The 20247-nt window shown below is 73.3% G+C and carries 16 protein-coding genes; 4 read left to right on the forward strand and 12 right to left on the reverse strand.

Features of this window, described 5'->3' with window-relative positions; translation table 11 throughout:
* Positions 1–15: 15 nt before the first annotated feature.
* Positions 16–771 carry an SDR family oxidoreductase gene (locus SM418_RS06435; protein ID WP_371939720.1) on the reverse strand — a complete coding sequence of 252 codons (756 nt, stop codon included), beginning with the start codon at positions 769–771 and terminating at the stop codon, positions 16–18.
* A gap of 180 nt (positions 772–951) precedes the next feature.
* A complete protein-coding gene (locus SM418_RS06440; RefSeq protein ID WP_371939721.1) occupies positions 952–1476 on the reverse strand; it encodes a DUF488 domain-containing protein in 525 nt (174 codons plus the stop codon).
* 160 nt (positions 1477–1636) lie between these two features.
* Here SM418_RS06440 and SM418_RS06445 point away from each other — a divergent pair, with 160 nt between their 5' ends.
* Positions 1637–3721, forward strand: a complete 2085-nt coding sequence (locus SM418_RS06445; protein ID WP_371939722.1) for a SpoIIE family protein phosphatase — start codon at positions 1637–1639, stop codon at positions 3719–3721.
* A gap of 148 nt (positions 3722–3869) precedes the next feature.
* A complete protein-coding gene (locus tag SM418_RS06450) occupies positions 3870–9341 on the forward strand; it encodes an ATP-binding protein (RefSeq protein ID WP_371939723.1) in 5472 nt (1823 codons plus the stop codon).
* Positions 9342–9416: 75 nt separating this feature from the next.
* Here the strand turns inward: SM418_RS06450 and crcB are convergent, their stop codons facing one another.
* From crcB to SM418_RS06500, 10 genes are read right to left on the reverse strand one after another with little or no spacing between them, the layout of a single operon-like run.
* Complete coding sequence (gene crcB / locus SM418_RS06455) at positions 9417–9788, reverse strand: fluoride efflux transporter CrcB (RefSeq protein WP_371939724.1); 372 nt, start codon at positions 9786–9788, stop codon at positions 9417–9419.
* A complete protein-coding gene (locus tag SM418_RS06460) occupies positions 9785–10279 on the reverse strand; it encodes a fluoride efflux transporter FluC (RefSeq protein WP_371939725.1) in 495 nt (164 codons plus the stop codon). The genes crcB and SM418_RS06460 overlap by 4 nt, the downstream gene beginning before the upstream one ends.
* Positions 10276–11223 (reverse strand): urease accessory protein UreD, encoded by a 948-nt coding sequence (locus SM418_RS06465; protein ID WP_371939726.1) that lies wholly within the window; start codon positions 11221–11223, stop codon positions 10276–10278. The genes SM418_RS06460 and SM418_RS06465 overlap by 4 nt, the downstream gene beginning before the upstream one ends.
* The gene (gene ureG, locus SM418_RS06470) at positions 11208–11840 is read right to left on the reverse strand and encodes an urease accessory protein UreG (protein ID WP_371939727.1); all 633 of its coding nucleotides are present in this window, start codon (positions 11838–11840) and stop codon (positions 11208–11210) included. Before ureG ends, SM418_RS06465 begins: the two co-directional genes overlap by 16 nt.
* Positions 11841–11862: 22 nt before the next feature.
* Positions 11863–12573 carry an urease accessory protein UreF gene (locus tag SM418_RS06475; protein WP_371939728.1) on the reverse strand — a complete coding sequence of 237 codons (711 nt, stop codon included), beginning with the start codon at positions 12571–12573 and terminating at the stop codon, positions 11863–11865.
* Complete coding sequence (gene ureC / locus SM418_RS06480; protein WP_371939729.1) at positions 12570–14297, reverse strand: urease subunit alpha; 1728 nt, start codon at positions 14295–14297, stop codon at positions 12570–12572. The genes SM418_RS06475 and ureC overlap by 4 nt, the downstream gene beginning before the upstream one ends.
* Positions 14298–14299: 2 nt before the next feature.
* Entirely contained in the window at positions 14300–14764 is a 465-nt protein-coding gene (gene ureB, locus SM418_RS37950) for an urease subunit beta (protein WP_443098358.1), read from the reverse strand.
* Positions 14757–15539 (reverse strand): sirohydrochlorin chelatase family protein, encoded by a 783-nt coding sequence (locus tag SM418_RS06490; protein WP_371939730.1) that lies wholly within the window; start codon positions 15537–15539, stop codon positions 14757–14759. The genes ureB and SM418_RS06490 overlap by 8 nt, the downstream gene beginning before the upstream one ends.
* Positions 15536–15847: an urease subunit gamma gene (locus tag SM418_RS06495; protein WP_371939731.1), complete on the reverse strand. Its 312-nt coding sequence runs from the start codon at positions 15845–15847 to the stop codon at positions 15536–15538. The genes SM418_RS06490 and SM418_RS06495 overlap by 4 nt, the downstream gene beginning before the upstream one ends.
* A gap of 51 nt (positions 15848–15898) precedes the next feature.
* Positions 15899–16879 (reverse strand): urea transporter, encoded by a 981-nt coding sequence (locus SM418_RS06500; RefSeq protein WP_371939732.1) that lies wholly within the window; start codon positions 16877–16879, stop codon positions 15899–15901.
* A gap of 229 nt (positions 16880–17108) precedes the next feature.
* On the opposite strand from SM418_RS06500, the gene SM418_RS06505 reads away from it, so the two are divergent.
* Both SM418_RS06505 and SM418_RS06510 read left to right on the forward strand, forming a co-directional pair.
* The gene (locus tag SM418_RS06505; RefSeq protein WP_371939733.1) at positions 17109–18320 is read left to right on the forward strand and encodes an ammonium transporter; all 1212 of its coding nucleotides are present in this window, start codon (positions 17109–17111) and stop codon (positions 18318–18320) included.
* On the forward strand, positions 18313–20211 hold the full coding sequence (locus SM418_RS06510; protein ID WP_371939734.1) for an APC family permease: 1899 nt from the start codon (positions 18313–18315) through the stop codon (positions 20209–20211). The genes SM418_RS06505 and SM418_RS06510 overlap by 8 nt, the downstream gene beginning before the upstream one ends.
* Positions 20212–20247 lie beyond the last annotated feature (36 nt).

The following is a 20247-nucleotide window of genomic DNA, read 5'->3' on the forward strand; positions in this document are numbered from 1 at the left end:
CCTCGCCTCGACGCGCTACTTCGCGGCCGGGACGCGGCCGGGCCAGTCGGCGTAGCGGATCGTGCCGAGGACGGCGTCGCCGACCGGGACCAGGCTGCGCTCCTCGACCTCGGCGCCGAAGTAGTGCGCGTGCGGGTCCGCGACCACTTCGCGGGGGTCGTCCCAGGAGGCCAGCGCGTCCCGGAAGAACTCGTCCATCCGGAACCGCTCGGGCCCGGCGATGTCGATCCGCCCGTTCAGCGGCGACCCGACCGCGACCTTGCCGAGCTGCCCGGCGACGTCGTCGCCGGCGATGGGCTGGTACAGCACCGGCGCCAGCCGGACGGTGTTCCCGTCGGTGGCCTCGTCGGCGATCGCCCTCGTGAACTCGAAGAACTGCGTGGCGTGCACGATCGAGAACGGGATCGGGGACTCGCGGATCAGGTTCTCCTGGGCGACCTTCGCGCGGAAGTAGCCGCGCGCCGGCGGCCGCTCGGTCCCCACGATCGACAGCCCGACGTGGTGGCGGACGCCCGCCGCGGCCTCCGCGGCGAGCAGGTTGCCGGTCGAGGTCTCGAAGAACTTCAGCACCGCGGCGTCCTCGAACGACGGCGAGTTCGCCACGTCGATCACCACCGAAGCCCCGGTCAGGACGTCCGCGAGGCCCTCGCCGGTCAGGGTGTCGACCCCGGTGTTCGGGGCCGCCGCCACCGCCTCGTGGCCCTGCTCGCCGAGCCTGGTCACCAGCTTCGACCCGATCAGGCCGGTTCCGCCGATTACCACGATCTTCATGCCAGATCCCTCCTGTGCGCCGGGGCGTCCCTTTGCCCGGTTGCCAGCAAAGACAGGACGGGCCTCGGTCCTGTGACAGCTCCTCGAACTTTTTTTGGGCGGAGCCCACGGCCCGCCGAGCCACCAGGGGCGGGCACCCGCCGGCCCCGCTCGCCGAAACCGGGGGGTTGGCGCCGGAGGTCACTCTCCGTCGTAGACGAGAAGCCCGTCGTCCCGCAGCCGCGCTCCGGACGTCGGTGGATGCTCGGTGAGCCGGCCGTCGTGGGCGAGATGCAGGACGGGACGGCCGCGGGCCAGCACGGCGAAGTCGGCGATGATCCGGCGGTGGCAGCGCCACCACACCGACTCGCTGCACATCACGGCGGTGCCGGCCTGGGCCGCCTCGCGCAGCAGTTCGTCCATGGCGTCCAGGAACTCGGGACTGCGCGCGTGCCCCGCGTACCCGCGGAAGGAGTCATTGCGCCAGAACGTGTCGGGCGCGTCCGGCGCGGCCCGCCGGAAGCCGCCGAGCCGCTTCTCCCACCGGTAGCCGATGCCCTCCGCGGGCAGCCATACCCGCAGGCAGTCGCGCTGAACGTCCGGGTTGCGCCGGCTCCCGGGCGCGGTCCGCACGTCCACCACGGACCGCACCCCGGCACCGCGCAGCAGCGGAACGAGCGTCTCCCGCCCCGCGGTGCCGTGCCCGAACGTCAACAGCGGCTCCACACCGTCCAGGCTGCCCGGAAGGGGCCGCGGAACACGCCGATGACCGGTTCCCGCAGGACGCATGAACGTGCCGCGAACGGTGAGCCTCCCAGTGAGCGCCTCATACCGCCCCGTTCCGGGGGTACGGCGACCATGAGGACGGCCGGTCGACGGGGGGACCATGGACGATGCCCGGGAGCACGTGCCCGGCGGCCTGCCGCTGGAGGTCTTCGACCCCGCGCCGGTCGGGGTGGCCGTGACGAGCGGGCCCGATCACCGCATCGTCTACACCAACCTGGCCTACCGCGCGACCTTCGGGGAACGTCCGCTCGGACGGCCGATCCGGGAGGCGTTCGGCGAGCTTCTCCAGCAGGAGTACTTCGACCTGTTCGACCAGGTGCTGGCCACCGGGAAGCCGGTCAGCGTCGCCGAGGCGCCGGTGAGCCTGTTCTACCCCGGCACCGGCCGCGAGGAGCGCTTCCTCTCCTTCAGCCTCTCCCGCTTCGACCAGGGCGAGCCCGGGGTGCTCGCGGTGGCCGTCGACGTCACCGAGCAGGTCCTCGCGGCCCGGCAGGCGGGCGACGTGGCCGAGACGCGGCGCCGGGCCCTGCGCAGGTTCCAGAGCCTGGTCCGGTTGACCGCCGAGATCGTGTGGGTGACGGGCCCGAGGGGCGGCCCCATCGAGCCGAGCCCCGGCTGGGAGCGGGTGACCGGGCAGCGCTGGGAGGAGTTCCGCGGCAGGGGCTGGATGCAGGCCCTGCATCCCGAGGACCGGGAGCCGACCGTGCGCTCGTGGAACGAGGCGCTGCGGCTGGCCCGCCCCTGGAGGCACGTCTACCGGCTGCACACCGTGGACGGCGGCTACCGGCATTTCGAGGTCCACGCCGCGCCCGTGTACGAGGGCGGCCGGGTCGTGGAATGGGTGGGCACCTGCACCGACGTCGAGCAGCGCTGGCAGCGGCAGCGGCGCCGGGAACTGCTCGGCCGGGCCGCCGCCGCGACCGCCGAGCACACCGAACTGCGGGAGATGCTCGGCGCGCTGGCGGACGTGCTCGTCCCGGAACTCGCCGACGGCTGCGGCGTGCACCTGCTGCCCGACTTCGCGGAACGTCCCGAGGGAGCCCCGGTCTTCACCCGCCGCATCGCCGCCGCCGCGCGGCCGGGGCTGCCGAGCAGGCTCCCGTTCGGCGAGGAGTGGTTCGCCGCCGACAGCGGGTTCGTCCGGGCGGTCCGGCGGCGCCGCCCGCTGCGCCGCGCGTTCCCGCGCGGCAAGCCGCCGGCGGGCCTGCTGCCCGCGAGCACGGTGCGGTGGCTGACCGAGGCGGATGCCAACAGTGTGGTGCTGCTGCCGGTGATCGTGGACGGCGCCCCGGCGGCGGTGGTGACCGCCTCGACGAGCGCCGGCCGCCCGCCAATGAGCTGGGACGACGTCGCGCTGATCGGGCAGATGTTCGACCACGCGCACGACGCGCTGAGCAGCGCCCTGCGGTTCCAGCGCAACCAGCGGATCTCCCTCGCCCTCCAGCACAGCCTCCTGGCGGATCCGCCCGAGGTCCCCGGTCTCGACATCGTCGCCCGGTACCAGGCGAGCCCGCTCGCCGCCGACGTGGGCGGCGACTGGTACGACTCGTTCGTGCTGCGCGACGGCGCGATCGCCCTGGTCATCGGGGACGTGGCCGGGCACGACCTCGCCGCCGCCGTCGGGATGAGCCGGCTCAGGAACATGCTGCGGGGGCTCGCGGTCGACCGGGACGAGCCGCCGGGCGACATCCTGCGCCGGCTGAACATCGCGATGGACACGCTGACGCCCGACAGCACGGCCACCTGCGTCATGGCCCGCGTCGAGGAGGCCGGGCCGGGCGGGTGGCGGCTCGTCTACGCGGCGGCGGGCCATCCGCCGCCGCTGCTCGTCACCTCCGACGGGGACGCCCGCCTGCTGGCGGAAGCCGTGAACCCGCTCCTCGGGCTGGTCGTCGAGGACGCGTACGTCAGCGCGGTCGAGCCCCTCCCTCCCAGTTCGACACTCTTCCTCTACACGGACGGCCTCGTCGAACGTCCGCGTGAGAACCTGGACCGGGGGCTGGACCGGCTCATCCGCCGGGCCGCCGCCCTCGCCACCGCGTCCCTGCCGGACTTCTGCGACGGCATCCTCACCGGCCTCCCCACCACCGGCACCGACGACATCGCCGTCATCGCCCTGCGCCTCCCGGCGGCGGACCGGCCTCCCCCGGGCACGTCCGCCGCTCGCCTGGCGGCCTGCACCTAGCCGGGGCTCTTTGCACGATTCCCACAACTCCAGCCGCTCAGCGTGCGATGTCTGCGACATGGCGCTACGGGCCGGTAGGCGGAAAGGTGGCACCGTCGGAGCCGCCGTCTCGCGGTGTGCTCGCTGGTCTACAGGAGGGCTCGGTCGGGTGTTCAGTCGTGTCGCCATCGTCAACCGGGGTGAGGCCGCCATGCGGCTCATCCACGCCGTGCGGGACATCGCCGCGGAGACCGGGACGAGGATCGAGACCGTCGCCCTGCACACCGACGTCGACCGGACGGCGACGTTCGTGCGGGAGGCCGACATCGCCTACGACCTCGGTCCCGCGTCCGCGCGCCCGTACCTCGACCTCGCGGCGCTGGAGCGCGCCCTGGTGGAGACCGGGGCCGACGCGGCGTGGGTCGGCTGGGGCTTCGTCGCGGAGGACCCGGCGTTCGCGGAGCTGTGCGAGAAGGTCGGCGTGACCTTCGTCGGGCCGAGCGCGGAGGCGATGCGCAAGCTCGGCGACAAGATCGGCGCCAAGCTGATCGCCGAGGAGGTCGGCGTGCCGGTCGCGCCGTGGAGCCGCGGCGCGGTCGAGACGCTGGACGCGGCGCTGGCGGCGGCGGCCGAGATCGGCTACCCGCTGATGCTGAAGGCGACCGCGGGCGGCGGCGGGCGGGGCATCCGCGTGATCACAAGCGAGGCCGAGCTGGCGGACGCCTACGAGCGCACCAGCCAGGAGGCCGCGCGGGCGTTCGGCAGCGGCGTCGTGTTCCTGGAGCGCCTGGTCACCGGCGCCCGGCACGTCGAGGTACAGGTGATCGCCGACGGCCAGGGGACGGCGTGGGCGCTCGGCGTCCGCGACTGCTCGGTGCAGCGGCGCAACCAGAAGATCATCGAGGAGTCCTCGTCGCCGGTGCTGCGCGCCGAGCAGGCCGCCGAGCTGAAGGCGGCGGCCGAGCGGCTCGCCGTCGCGGTCGGCTACCGGGGCGCGGCGACCGTCGAGTTCCTCTACCACCCCGGCGACGAGCTGTTCGCGTTCCTGGAGGTCAACACCCGGCTGCAGGTCGAGCACCCGATCACCGAGTCGACCACCGGGTTCGACCTGGTCAGGGCGCAGCTGCACGTGGCGTCCGGCGGCCGGCTCGAAGGCGGGCCGCCGGCCGAGCGCGGGCACGCCGTCGAGGCCCGGCTGAACGCCGAGGACCCCGACCGCGACTTCGCGCCCGCCCCGGGCCGCATCGCGCGGCTCGCCCTGCCCGCCGGGCCGGGCATCCGGGTGGACACCGGCGTCCGGGAGGGCGACACCATCCCCGCCGACTTCGACTCGATGATCGCCAAGATCATCGCCTACGGCCGGGACCGGGACGAGGCGCTCGGCCGGCTGCGCCGGGCGATGGCGCAGACCACGGTGATCATCGAGGGCGGCGCGACGAACAAGAGCTTCGTGCTGGACCTGCTCGACCGGCCGGAGGTGATCGACGCGAGCGCGGACACCGGCTGGATCGACCGCGTCCGCGCCGAGGGCGATCTCGTCTCCCACCGGCACTCCGCCGTCGCGCTGGCCGCCGCCGCCATCGAGGCGTACGAGGACGGGGAGCGCGCCGCCCGGCGGCGGCTGCTGTCGACGGCGTCCGGCGGTCGCCCGCAGGTGCGGCACGAGAGCGGCCGGCCGCTGGAGCTCAAGCTGCGCGGCGCCGGCTACCGGGTGCGCGTGGCGCGGGTCGGCGCGGACCGGTTCCGCGTCGGCATCGAGGCGGGCGACGGCGCGGGCGGCGCGGCCCGCACCGCCGACGTCGAACTCGACCGCTTCGACCGGCACACCGCGCAGATCGTCGTCAACGGCACCCGGTACCGGCTGCTCACCGGCACGCACGGGCCGGTTCACCTGGTCGAGGTGGACGGCGTGACCCACCGGGTCAGCCGCGACGAGGGCGGCGTCGTCCGCTCCCCCGCGCCGGCGCTGGTCGTCGCCACGCCGCTGCAGGCCGGCGCCGAGGTCGAGGCGGGCGCGCCGGTGCTGGTGCTGGAGAGCATGAAGATGGAGACGGTGCTGCGGGCGCCGTTCAGGGCGCGGCTGAAGGAATGCGTCGTGTCCGTCGGCAGCCAGGTGGAGACGGGCGCGCCGCTGCTGCGCCTGGAGCCGCTCGGCGGCGACGCCGAGGCCGGGGGCGCCTCGGCCGCGGTGTCGGTGCAGCTGGACCTGCCCGCCGCGCCCGGAACCGTCCCGCCGTGCGAGCGCGCCGCGCGCGGCCGGGAGGACCTGCGCAGCCTGCTGCTCGGCTTCGACGTCGACCCGCACGACGAGCGCCGCGTCCTCGACGACTACCTCGCCGCGCGCGGGGCCGCCGCCGAGGACGGCCACCGGCCGCTGGCCGAGGAGATCGCGCTGCTCGACGTGTTCGCCGATCTCGCCGAGCTGAGCCGCGACCGGTCGGCGGGCGAGGACGGCGCGGACGGTCACGTGCACAGCGCCCGCGAGTACTTCCACACCTACCTGCAGAGCCTGGACGTCGAGCGGGCCGGGCTGCCGGAGGCGTTCCAGGCCCGGCTCGCCAAGGCGCTCGGGCACTACGGCGTCACCGAACTGGACCGCTCCCCCGAGCTGGAGGCCGCGGTCTTCCGCGTCTTCCTCGCCCGGCAGCGCGCGTCCGCGGACGCCGCGGTCGTCACGTCGCTGCTGCGCGCCTGGCTGCGCGAGCCCCCGCCGGCCGAGGCGCTGCGCGAGCCCGCGGGCCTCGCCCTGGAGCGGCTGATCGCCGCGACGCAGGTCCGCTTCCCGGTGGTCTACGACCTCGCGTGCGGCGTGGTGTTCGCCTGGTACGCGCAGCCGATGCTGCGCCGCAACCGGGCCCGCGTGTACGCCGGCGTCCGCGGGCACCTGCGCCACCTGGACGCCCACCCGGACGCGCCGGACCGCGCCGAGCGGATCGCCGAGATGGTGCGCAGCACCGAGCCGCTGGTGCGGCTGCTCGGCCGCCGGCTGCGCCGCGACGGCCTGGACAACTCGGTCATGCTGGAGGTGCTGACCCGGCGGTACTACGGCAACAAGGGCCTGACGGGCGTCCGCACCAGCGAGGTCGCGGGCTGCGCGTTCGTCGTCGCCGAGCGCGAGGGGTCCCGCCTCGTCTCCACCGCGGTGAGCTTCGACGCGCTGGGCGGGGCCCTGCGGGGGCTCGCGGAGCTGGCGGACGGCGAGGACGCCGTCGACGCCGACGTCTACCTCTCCTGGGAGAGCCAGCCGGAGGACTTCGAGGCGATCGCCGCCGCGCTGCACGAGGTCATCGGCGCGCACCCGCTGCCGGAGCGGGTCCGCAGGCTCACCGCGACCGTCGCGGGCAGCAGCGGCGCGGTGATGCACCACCACTTCACCTTCCGCCCGTCGGCGGCCGGGATGACCGAGGACCGGCTCATCCGCGGCCTGCACCCCCACATCGCGCAGCGGATGCGGATGGAGCGGCTGAGCGGGTTCGACCTCACCCGGCTGCCGTCCTCGGACGAGGAGGTCTACCTCTTCCAGTGCGTGGCGCGCGACAACCCGTCCGACGACCGCCTCGTCGCGTTCGCGCAGGTGCGTGACCTGTCCGAGCTGCGCGACCACGAGGGCAGGCTGCTCACCCTCCCGACGGCCGAGTTCACCCTGGCCACCTGCCTGGACTCGATCCGCCGGGCGCAGGAGCGGCGGCCGTCGAGCAGGCGGCTGCCCACCAACCGGATCGTGATCTACGTCTGGCCGCCGAGCGAGCTCACCCGCGCGGAGCTGGAGATGCTCGTCGAGCGCATGCTGCCGACGGCCGCGGGCGCCGGGCTGGAGGAGATCGAGTTCATCGCGCGGCAGCGCGACCGGGAGACCGGCGAGCTCGCCAAGATCGTCATGCGCGTCGCCTTCGACGCCGCCGGCGGCACCGTGCTGACCGTCGGGGAGCCGTCGGACGAGCCGGTCGAGCCGGTCGACGGCTACCGGCAGAAGGTGCTGCGCGCGGCCAGCCGCAACACGGTCTACCCGTACGAGCTGACCGAGGTGCTCGGCGACTTCGCCGAGTACGACCTCGACGACGGCCACGCACTGGTGCCGGTCGACCGCCCGAAGGGCCGCAACACCGCGGCGATCGTCGCGGGCGTCGTCACCACCCCGACCCGGCGGCACCCGCAGGGCGTCACCAGGGTCGTGCTGCTCGGCGACCCGACGAAGGCGCTCGGGGCGCTGTCGGAGCCGGAGTGCCGCCGCGTGATCGCCGCGCTGGACCTGGCCGAGCGGATGCGGGTGCCGCTGGAGTGGTACGCGCTGTCGGCCGGCGCCCGCATCTCCATGGAGTCGGGCACGGAGAACATGGACTGGGTCGCTGCGGCGCTCAAGCGGATCGTCGAGTTCACCCAGGACGGCGGCGAGATCAACGTCGTGGTCGCGGGCATCAACGTCGGCGCGCAGCCGTACTGGAACGCCGAGGCGACGATGCTCATGCACACCAAGGGCGTCCTCGTGATGACGCCGGAATCGGCGATGGTGCTCACCGGCAAGCAGTCGCTCGACTTCTCCGGCGGCGTGTCCGCCGAGGACAACTTCGGCATCGGCGGCTACGACCGGGTGATGGGCCCGAACGGGCAGGCGCAGTACTGGGCGCCGAACCTGGTCGCCGCGCGGGACGTGCTGATGTCGTACTACGAGCACACCTATGTCGCGCCCGGCGAGACGGCGCCCCGGCGGGCGGTCACCGCCGACCCCGCCGACCGCGACGTCTCGGACTACCCGCACATCGTGGAGGGCAGCGACTTCACCACCGTCGGCGAGATCTTCTCCGCCGAGGCCAACCCGGACCGCAAGAAGCCGTTCGACATCCGGACCGTGATGCGGGCGCTGTCCGACCAGGACCACCCGGTCCTGGAGCGCTGGGCCGGCATGGCCGACGCGGAGACCGCCGTCGTGCAGGACGTCCACCTCGGCGGCATGCCGGTGTGCCTGCTCGGCATCGAGTCGCAGGCGGTGCCGCGGCGCGGGTTCCCGCCCACCGACGGCCCGGACGCCTACACCGCGGGCACGCTGTTCCCGCAGTCGTCCAGGAAGGCCGCGCGGGCGATCAACGCGGCCAGCGGCAACCGGCCGCTGGTGGTGCTGGCGAACCTGTCGGGCTTCGACGGCTCGCCGGAGTCGCTGCGGAAGCTGCAGCTGGAGTACGGCGCCGAGATCGGCCGCGCGATCGTGAACTTCCGCGGGCCCATCGTGTTCTGCGTGATCTCGCGCTATCACGGGGGCGCGTTCGTGGTGTTCTCCAAGGCGCTGAACCCGAACATGACCGTCCTCGCGCTGGAGGGCTCGTTCGCCTCGGTGCTCGGCGGCGCCCCCGCCGCCGCGGTCGTGTTCTCCCGCGACGTCGACGCCCGCACCGCCGCCGACCCGCGCGTCCGCGACCTGGAGGCCCGCGTCGCCGCGGCCACCGGCCCCGACCGCGCCGCGCTGACCGCGGAACTCGACGAGCTGCGCGCGTCCGTCCGCGCCGAGAAGCTCGGCGAGGTGGCCACGGAGTTCGACCGCGTCCACGACATCCGCCGCGCCGTCGAGGTCGGCTCCGTGGACGCGGTCATCCCCGCCGCCGAACTGCGTCCGCGGATCATCGAGGCCATCGAGTCGCGCCTGCCCTGACCGCCCGCGACCGGGCCGCTGCAAGAACGCGGCCCGGCCCGTCAGGCTGAGCGGCCCGTCAGGCTGAGCGGCTCGTCAGTTGAGCTGCTGGAAGATGATGTGGAGGACGAGGAAGGCCGCGAACCCCAGCAGCAGGCTGCCGACGGCGTTGACGGCGGCCCTGGTGTACGCGCCGTCCTGCATCAGGTGGACGGTGTCGAGCTCGAAGGTGCTGAACGTGGTCAGCGCGCCGCACAGGCCGGTGCCCATCAGCGCCTCGACGTAGGTTCCGGTTCCCGCCCCGTGAAGGGCGCCCAGGGCGCCCGAGCCGAGGAGGTTGACGGCGAGCGTGCCCCACGGCATGGACTTGCCCGCGGTCGACTTGACATAGCCGTCCACCACGTAGCGGATCACGGCTCCCACGGCTCCGCCCGCGAGGACCAGGATCGACACGATCAGGGTCGTCACTCTGCTCCCCCGGAGTCGTGGTGCGGGATCTTCCGTCCGAGGACGAGGCCCACGGCGACCGCGGCCCAGCCGAGCACCACGCTGGCGACCGCGTAGCCGATGCCGAGGCCCGGCTTGCCGCCGTCGCCGAGGGTGTAGACGCCGTCGATCAGGTGCGAGAACGTGGTGAACCCGCCCAGGTAGCCGGTCACCGCGAGCGGGCGCGCCACGGGATGCGGACGGCCGCCGAGCAGGTAGCTCGTCAGGATCCCCATGGCGAGGCAGCCGATGATGTTGACGGTGAAGGTGTTCCAGGGGAAGCCCAGCCGGGCCGCCGGAATCGCCTGGGTGAGGCCGTAACGGGCGAGTGCCCCGAGCGCGCCTCCCACCGCGATGTCGGCGATGACCCGCGGTTTCAGGCCGGGGATGGGCGGCGGCCCCTTGCGCGGGTGGAGGACGCGCGCCTCCGCCCGCTCCCGGTTGTGCAGGCGTCCCCTCAGCGGTTCCCTCATCGGCCGGGCAGGAACCGGCGGACGGCGTCGCACGTCCGCTGGAACGCCGCCTCCACCTCCGGGGAGCGGTCGCCCAGCATCCGGGCCCACGCCCCGCAGCCGCCGGGCAGGACGCTCGCGCCGCCGCACAGCCCCGTCCCGGCGAGCGCCTCGTGCATGACGTCCGCGATCTCCTGCGCGCCTCTCGTCCGGGTGACGACGTACAGGGACGCCATGAGCCCGAAGCCGCCCATCACCGCGGGCCCGGTCACCTCGTGCTCGTCCGGGACGAGCCGGAGCGGGTCCGCGAACAGCAGGCGGCCGTCCGGGTCATGGACCTCCAGGTCGGTGCAGTAGGCGGTGTAGGCGTGCCACTCCTCGCGGGCCAGCCGCCCGGCCATCAGCTTCTCGCCGAGGACGACGGTCGCCTCCGGGTCGGCCGTGACGCTCATGCGCTGGTAGAACCGCGAGTCCCCGAACGGGATCGTGGTCGCGGGCAGGTACTCGACGTGGCTGCCCGGCCCGGCGGTCAGTTCGACGACCTGCGTGGCGTAGTCGTGCTCCATCCGGTAGATCCGCGCCGCGGTCTGGGTGGTGAAGTGCACGGACGTCCCCGGCCCGCAGTCCAGCGCGACGCGGAACCGGTCGCCCTGCAGGACGCCGGCCCCGGACGACATGAACAACACGTGCGGCATGCCCGGCCGCCCGGCGTCGGGGTACAGCGGGCGGGTCGTGTGCAGCGGCGCCTTCTGGAAGCAGCCGGTCAGCTCCGTCCGGCCGCCGGCGACCGCGAAGCGCAGCTCCAGCACGCCGACCTTCCCCGGCGACCCGACCGGGAGGGTGTCCGGCGTCGAGGCGTACCGCGCCACCTCGGCGGGCACCCACTCCGGGGCGCAGCGCTCCGGCGCCGTCCGGGCGAGGCCCCCGGCGGGCGTCTCCGCCGGGGCCATCACGCCGGTGAGCACATCGCCTCCCGGCGCGCGAGGACGAAGTCGGCGACGTCGGTCACGCCGGTCCCCGTGAGGCAGTCGGTCAGCACGACGGGGCGCGGCCCGCGCACCTTCCGCGCGTCGCCCTCCATCACCGAGAGGTCGGTGCGCACGTACGGGGCGATGTCGATTTTGTTGATGACCAGCAGGTCGGAGTCGGTGGTGCCCGGCCCGCGCTTGCGCGGCATCTTCTCGCCCTCGGCGGTGTCCAGGACGAACACGTACACGTCGGCGAGGGCCGGGCTGAAGGTGAGCGTCAGGTTGTCGCCGCCGCTCTCGAACAGCAGCACGTCGATGTCGGGGAAGCGGTCGAGCATCTCCGACGCCGCCGCGAGGTTCATCGTGGGATCGTCCCGGACGGCCGTGTGCGGGCACGCCCCGGTCTCGACGCCGACGACGCGCTCGGCGTCCAGCGTGCCCGCGAGCGTGCGGCGGACGTGCTCGGCGTCCTCCTGCGTGTAGATGTCGTTGGTGATCACGCCGGGCCGGTGCCCCCGGTCCACCAGGAGGGGGACCAGCGCCTCGATGAGGGCGGTCTTCCCCGACCCCACCGGCCCGCCGATGCCGACCTTGTACACCTGCTCCAGTTCCATGACGTCCCCCTCGTCCGATCATTCAGGTTATGAAGAGCCGCGCCTCGGCCCGCTCGTGCACGGCCGCGACGGCGTCCGCCGCGGGCGCCGAGGCGTGCAGGTCCCGGGGGTCCCGGGCGGCCAGCGCCGCGCCCGCCGCCCGGACGAGATCCGGCCGGACCTCGCGCAGCAGCGCCTGCGCCCGGCGGAAGTCGAGCCGGCCGAGCCGCACCGTCGCCGCGGCGCAGCTCGCCGCGAAGGCGTACAGGTCGCTCGCCACCGCGTCCCGCACGGGCACCCCGAGGCCCGCGTGCACCGCCCCCACGACGACCGCGTGGGTGCCGGGCGTCGCGCCGTCCGCGACGAGGGCGGCCAGCCGGGCCGCCGGAGCCGAGCCGAACGCGGGCCCGGCGGTGTCCAGGACCTGCCGGCCGGTGCGCACCGACGCCCTGCGCTGCTCCCGGTTCAGCTTGATCGCGTGCAGCCTGCGATCGGTCTCCACCAGCAGGTCCCAGTCGCCGGCCGCGACCGCCCGGTGCGCCAGCGCCAGCGCCGCCGCGTCGGCGGTGCCCGCGGCCCGCACCAGGTCCGAGACCAGGTCGCGCAGATCCTCCGGCGCTGCCCGGCCGAGCTGGACGTGGCCCTCCAGCCCGTGCGACAGGGTGTAGAGCCCGCTCGGGAAGCCGGAGTCGGTGAGCTGGAGCTGCGCCAGCAGCGCCTCCAGCCCCCCGGTTCCGGCCGGCCGGTCCGTCATGCGATGAAGTGCAGCCGGTTCAGCGGCAGCTCGCGCGCCGGCTCGATCGACACGGGCTCCCCGTCCACCGTGACCCGGTAGGTCTCGGGATCCACCCTGACCTCGGCGAGCGTGGAGTTGTACATCATGTGCCGCTTGTCGACGGTGCGGCACTGGCGCACCGGCCGGACGATCCGGTCCAGCTCGAGCTTCTCCGGGACGCCGTCCGAGATCGCCGCGTCCGACATGAACGTCACGCAGGTCTTCGCCAGCGCCTTGCCCATCGCCCCGTACGTCGGCCGGAGGTAGACCGGCTGCGGGGTCGGCAGCGAGGCGTTCGGGTCGCCCATCTGCGCCCAGCTGATCATGCCGCCCTTGATGACCATGGCCGGCTTCGCGCCGAAGGAGCGGATCGGCCACAGCACGATGTCGGCGAGCTTGCCGTCCTCCAGCGACCCGATGTCGTTGGCCATCCCGCAGGTGCGGGCCGGGTTGATGGTGACCTTGGCGAGGAACCGCAGCACGCGGTTGTTGTCGTTGCGCGAGGAGTCCTCGGGCAGGGCGCCGCGCTTGTCCTTGCAGTGGTGCGCGACCTGGAAGGCCCGGGTGACCGTCTCGCCCACCCGGCCCATCGCCTGCGAGTCCGAGCCGATGATGCTGATGATGCCGAGGTCGTGGAGCACCGTCTCCGCCGCGATCGTCTCGGCGCGGACGCGGCTCTCGGCGAACGCCAGGTCCTCGGGGACGTCGTAGCTGAGGTGGTGGCAGACCATCGTCATGTCCAGCAGTTCGTCCGCCGAGTTCACCGTGTAGGGCAGCGTCGGGTTGGTCGAGGCCGGCAGCACGTTGGGCTCCGAGGTGATCTGCAGGATGTCGGGCGCGTGCCCGCCGCCCGCCCCCTCGGAGTGGTAGGTGTGGATCGCGCGGCCGTCGATCGCGCTGATCGTGTCCTCGACGAACCCGGCCTCGTTGAGGGTGTCGGTGTGGATGGAGATCTGCACGTCGTGGTCGTCGGCGACGCGCAGGGCGCAGTCGATGACCATCGGCGTCGTGCCCCAGTCCTCGTGCACCTTCAGCCCGCAGGCCCCGGCGCGCAGCTGCTCGTCCAGCGGGCCGGGCAGGCTGCCGTTCCCCTTGCCGTAGACGGCGATGTTGACCGGGATCCCCTCGTACGCCTGGAGCATGCGGGAGATGTTCCACGGCCCCGGCGTGCAGGTGGTCCCGCGGCTTCCGTCGGCGGGCCCGGTGCCGCCGCCGACCAGGGTGGTGATGCCGTTGCTCAGCGCGTGCTGCGCCTGCTGGGGCGCGATGAAGTGGACGTGGCTGTCGATCGCGCCGGCGGTCGCGATGAGGTTCTCCCCGGAGATCACTTCGGTGCCGGGCCCGACGATCAGCCGCCGGTCCACCCCGTTCTGCGTGTGCGGGTTGCCGGACTTGCCGACGCCGGCGATCCGCCCGTCCTTGATCCCGATGTCGCCCTTGACGACGCCCAGCAGCGGATCGATGATCACGGCGTTGGTGATGACCGTGTCCAGGGTGGTCGTCGAGTTCAGCGAGGCCGGATCCGCCGACATGCCGTCCCTCGCGGTCTTCCCGCCGCCGTACTGGGTCTCGTCCCCATAGTGGCCCTCGTTGTAGTCCTTCTCCACCTCGACGACCAGGTTGGTGTCGGCCAAGTGGAACCGGTCGCCCACGGTGGGGCCGTACATGCTCGCGTACTTCTCGCGGGTGATCGTGGTCGCCATCGTCAGCCCTTCCTCGATCGGCCCGCGCCCGCCTTCGCGCGCCCGGAGCGCTTGGCGGGGGCCCGGTGCCCGTTGCCCGATCCGTCGCCGCCCGCCATCTCGCTGTCCAGGTAGCCCCACTCGTGCATCCGGGTGAACGCGGCCTCCCGCGCGGCGCGGGACCGGGCGCTTCCGTTGAGCAGGCCGCCGAAGCCGACGATGCGCATGCCGCCGCCGTACTCGACGAGCCGGATCTCCTTGGTGTCGCCCGCCTCGAACCGGACGGCGGTACCGGCCGGGATGTCCAGCCGCATTCCGATGGTCTTCTCGCGGTCGAAGCTCAGCGCCCGGTTGACCTCGAAGAAATGGTAATGCGAGCCGATCTGGATGGCCCGGTCACCGGTGTTCTGCACGGTCAGCGACTCCCTGCGCTGGCCCTTGTTGAGTTCGATCTCTCCTTTGCCGAACATGTACAGGTCATCAGCCATGAGCGGCCGCCCCCTCCAGGGTCGTCTCGGTGATTTCGGGAAAAGCGTGGTGATGGCGGCTCTCATGGGAGTGCCCGTGGTGCGCGGCCACCGCGAGCCCGTCCTCGCCGTCGCGCTCCCAGCGCCGCTCCGCCGCGGCGGCGCGTTCGCGGATCAGGGCCCCGACGGCCGCCGGCCGGAGCAGCGGCCCGGCGGCGACCGCCCCGGGGCACCGCGGCGGCGGCACCAGCGAGGCGGAGACGAGGGCGACCTCGCGTGCGCCCAGGCGGCGGCAGCGCTCGACGCCCTCGACCACGTCGGGCTCGCCGCCGTCCAGGGCGACCTCGACCCGGCGGACCGGCAGATGGTGCCAGACCAGCCGCGCCACCTTGAACAGTTCCGCGTCGGCGTCGGGCCCGGCGGCCGGCGCGACCAGCAGCACGGCCTGCGCGTCGTCCCCGGGCCGCGCGATCCGCATGACCGCCGCGCGAATCCAGCCCACCAGGTGGGTCAGCGTGCCGAGAGGCTCGGCGAGCAGCAGGTCGCCCGGCCGCCGGTCGCGGGCCGCCCAGGCCAGGGTCTGCGCGGCCGCCGGCGCGAGGTCCGCGTCGCGGCCCAGCGTCAGCGGCACCGCGACGGCGCGCGGCCGGTCCCGCAGCGAGGTCCGCAGCCCGCGTCCGGGGCCGCGGACCTCGCCGGCCCCGGGCAGGGTGAACGGCGCCGCGCCGGCCGGGAGCGCGCCGCGGCTCTCGTGCCCGCCGACCGGCAGGACGGCGCGTCCGGGAGGTCCCGTCACTTGCCGCCGCCGACGGGATCGTGGCAGGAGACGAGTTTGGTGCCGTCGTCGAACGCGGCCTCGACCTGGATCAGCTTCAGCATGCCGCGCACGCCCGGCATCACCTCCTCCGGCCCGACGACCTGCTTGCCCAGTTCCATGCAGTCGGAGACGGACTTGCCGTCCCGCGCCGCCTCGACGATGGCGGAGCTGATCAGCGCCACCGTCTCACCGTGGTTGAGCTTCAGGCCGCGCTGCCGGCGCTTCTCCGCCATCTGCGCGACGGTGAAGATCTGCAGCTTGTCGATCTCTCGTGGTGACAGGTTCATGAATGCCCCTTTCTGCCCGGACGCGCCGGGACACGGACGGCGGTGAGCCCCTCACGTGACCCGCCGAATCTTGGAGAAGATCGGGACGGCTGCCAGGAACACCCAGGCGACCAGCACGAACGGCCAGGTCAGGGTGTGGCCGCCGACCACGTTGAAAAGGTTGGTGAGACCCGCGGTCAGCCCGGCGGCGGTCGCCGCCCCGATCGCCGCGTAGACGGCGCCGGCCGGGCTGAGCACGACGAACGTCCCGCCGAGCGCGATCCCGGTCAGCACCGCGTTGTAGCCGTACAGGCCGGCGCCGAGGTCGGCCGCCTGCGCCCCGAGCCACCAGCCGGTCAGCAGGCCGATGAGGCTCGACACGGCCGCCGCCGCCGCGACCACCCGGCTCGACACCGCCAGCCCGATCAGGAAGATCAGCCCCACGTACCAGGCGTCCTGGAAGAACACCTGGCCGATCCCGTTGAAGAAGCCGTGCCAGAAGTCGTGCCACGTCATCGCGGTGCCGGGGTCGGCGGCCGACGGCGGGGCGGTGTTGAAGTGGTGGGCCCACACGCGGTTGTAGGACGGCGCGCCGATCGCCATCACCAGCGCCACGACGCAGAACGGCGCGGTGAAGGTGGGCAGGTTGTACGGGCTGAGCACCGCGTTCAGCGCCGCGGTGAGCACGCTGCCCGCGATCGCCCCGCCGACGACCAGCGCGGCCGTCGACCAGGTCGCGCCCAGGTAGAGCACCAGGGCGACGCCGATGAGCGTCCCGTTGAAGCCTTCGAGGCCGATCGAGACGCGATCCCAGGAGACCCCGAGCAGGTAGGCGGTCACGGTGGCGGTCACGACGCCCAGCAGCGCGAAGACGCCGAACTGCCAGCCCCCGACGAACAGCGCGACGATGAAGATCAAACCGGTCCAGACGCTGGGCTGGAATTCCACCTGGGCGACGCCTCGCACGATCGCGAGGAGAGATTCCTTCGCCCGCCCCGGGGCGGGCGCGGCGTCCTCGCCGGGCGCATCCGCGGACGGCGGCGGTGGTGCCATCGACACTCTCCCATCGCCGGGAACCCGTCCCGGGCATGCTCCGCACTCACCTGCATGGCCGACAACGTGCTCACTTCCCACGTTCCCGCATCGCGAAAAATCGGTACTCGCAAATCATTGGTCAAGCCATGGAATATTGAGTTTGGCGCACCGCCGTGATGCGAAACATAAGGGCGGTAGCCTTTCCGCCGAGCGCCCGGCGGAAGACGGATCGACGATTGGTTCGAATATGTCGACGGGCCTCAATACGGGGGATTCCGCCTGGCTCATGGTGAGCACCGCGATGGTGCTCCTGATGACTCCCGGGCTCGCCTTTTTCTATGGCGGCATGGTCCGCTCGAAGAACATGCTGTCGATGCTCTACATGAGTTTCGTCTGCATCAGCCTCGTCACGATCCTGTGGTTCCTGTACGGGTACGGGATAGCGTTCGGCAAGGACGCCGGCGGGCTCGGTCTCATCGGCTGGGGCAACTGGCGGCTCGGTCACATCGGCCCGACCGCGCTGCAGGGCCGGATCCCGGAGCAGATCTACGCGTGCTTCCAGCTGACGTTCGCGATCATCACCGTCGCGCTCATCAGCGGCTCGATCGCGGGCCGTGCCAGGTTCGGGCCGTGGATCCTCTTCGTCGTCGTGTGGGTGACGCTGGTCTACCTCCCCATCGCGCACTGGGTGTTCGCGAGTTCCGGCTGGCTGAGCAAGTGGGGGGTGATGGACTTCGCCGGCGGCCTGGTCGTGGAGCTCAACTCCGGCATCTCCGGGCTTGCGATGGCGCTCGTGCTCGGACCGGGCGTCGCCTTCCGGCGCCGGGAGGGCCCCCGTCCGGGCAACGTCCCGTTCGTCATGCTGGGTCTCGGCCTGCTGTGGTTCGGCTGGTTCGGGTTCAACGCCGGCTCGGCGCTGAGCGACGGGGCGCTCGCGACCCGCGCGTTCGTCAGCACGATGATCGCGGGCTGCGCCGGGATGCTGACCTGGCGGACGCTGGAGTGGTTCCGGTTCCGGCACCTGACCAGGCTCGGCTCGTCCAGCGGCGTGCTCGCCGGGCTGGTCGCCATCACGCCGTCCTGCGCCTTCGTCAGCGTCGAGGGCGCCTTCCTCATCGGCGTCGTGGCCGCCCTGGTGTGCACCTACGCGGTGGAGCTGAAGCTCGTCGCCGGTTACGACGACACCCTCGACGTCACCGGGATCCACGGCGCGGGCGGGATCGTCGGGGTGGTGGCGCTCGGCTTCCTGGCCACCGGCTGGGAGCGCGGCGTGCCGGGGCTGTTCTACGGCGGCTCCGCCTCGGTGCTCGGCAAGCAGGTCGTCGCGGTGATCGCGGTCGGCGTCTACGCCTTCGTCGTCACCTACCTCATCGGCAAGATCATCGACCGGCTGTTCCGGATGCGGACGACCGAGGAGGAACAGGCCGCCGGAATGGACACCGGCTTCGTCGATGGCTGACGCCGGCCCGGCCGGTTCCGGCGCCGGCCCGCCCGGCGTGGAGGCCGGCCGGGCGCTGGTGCACGCGCGGGGACCGCTCGCGGGAGGGCGCCGCCCGCGGCTCCAGCGACGCCACGGGGAGGGCGACAAGAGCCGTCTGACCAGCCTCCAGGGGCTGGTCGCGCTGTCGCTGGACGCGCTCAGCTCGGTCGCCTACGGTCCCGAGGCGATCGCCCTGGTGCTGATCACCGCGGGGGTCCCGGAGGTGCGCCGCACCCTGCCGATCACCCTGGCCATCGCCGCGCTGCTGGCCGTGCTGGTGGTGTCGTACCGGCAGGTGATCGCGGTGCACCCGGACGGCGGCGGCTCCTACGCCGTGGCGAAGACGGAGATGGGGCCCCGGATGGGCATGCTGGCCGCGGCGGCGCTCATCGTCGACTACGTCCTCACCGTGGCGGTCAGCCTGGCGTCGGGCGCGGCGAGCCTCGCCTCGGCCTTCCCGGCGCTGCGGCCCCACCTGCTGCCGGTGGCGCTGGCGGTCCTGGCGGTGCTGACCGCGGTCAACCTGTACGGGATCACCGACAGCGCCCGGTTCCTGATGGCGCCGACCCTGCTGTTCATCGTCACCGTCCTCGGGATCGTCGCGGCCGGGCTGATCCGGGGCCACCCGGTGGCGTCCGTCGGCGGCGCGGTGCTCCCGCACGCCCACGAGGCACTGGGCCTCCTGCTGATCCTCAAGGCGTTCTCGGCCGGCTGCGCCGCCCTGACCGGAGTGGAGGCCATCGCCAACGGCGTGCCGATGTTCCGCCGCCCGCGCGTCGCGCGGGCGCAGCGCACCGAGCTGATGCTGGGCGCGCTGCTCGGCGTGATGCTCATCGGGCTGGCGCTGCTGATCCGGCGGGACGTCCTCGCCCCGCGCGAGGGCGTGACGCTGCTCGCGCAGCTCACGGCCGGGGCCTACGGCACCGGCTGGCTCTACCGGGCGGCCGGAATCGTCGTCGCGGTCGCGCTGGCGCTGGCCGCCAACACGAGCTTCGGCGGCCTGCCCGTCCTGCTCAGCCTGCTCGCCAAGGACCGCAGGCTCCCCCACCTGTTCACGCTGCGCGGCGAGCGTCCGGTGCACCGGTACGGCGTGCTCGCCGTCGCGCTCGCCGCCGCACTGCTGCTGCTCGCGGTGGACGCCCGCACGAGCAGGCTGCTCCCGCTGTTCGCCATCGGGGTGTTCACCGGGTTCACGATCAGCCAGACCGGTCTCGTCCTGCACTGGGCACGGCTGCGCCCCCAGGGCTGGACGGGGAAGGCGCTGCTGAACGGGGCGGGCGCGGTCCTCACCGCGATCGCCACGGCGGTCCTGCTGGTCACCAAGTTCACCGAGGGCGCGTGGGTGGTCGTCGTCGCGGTGCCGCTGCTGATGCTGCTCTTCGCCCGCATCCGCCGCTACTACGACCGCGTCGGCCGGGAGCTCGGGCTCGGCCGCGTCCCCTCCGAGCGACCGGAGGCGGCCCGCGCCGCCTGGCGGGTCATCGTGCCGGTGGACGACCTCGGGGCGATGACCGGGAAGGCCCTGGGCGCCGCGCTGAGCCTGGGCGGCGACGTCGTCGCGGTCGCGGTGTCCTCCGACGAGGAGCACGCCCGCGGACTCCGGGAGCGGTGGGACCGGTGGGATCCCGGGGTGCGGCTGACGATCCTGACCAGTCCGCGGGACGCGAGGGTGCGTCCCCTCGTGGAGTACATCGCCCGCGCCGCGGCACGGGACGACCGCCCGCACATGGCGCTGATCCCGATCGTCGAATCGACGCGTCCCCGCTACCGGTTCCTCTACGACCAGTGGAGCCTGCTCCTCGTCGAGGGTGTCCGCGAGCACGCTCCGGGCGTCCTCGTATGCATGCTGCCGCATCGCGTCCCCGGGTGACCCGGCCTTGACACGGTCCCGGCCGGTGGCCGAATA

The organism is Actinomadura chokoriensis (assembly GCF_041463665.1).
GTDB lineage: Bacteria > Actinomycetota > Actinomycetes > Streptosporangiales > Streptosporangiaceae > Spirillospora > Spirillospora chokoriensis_A.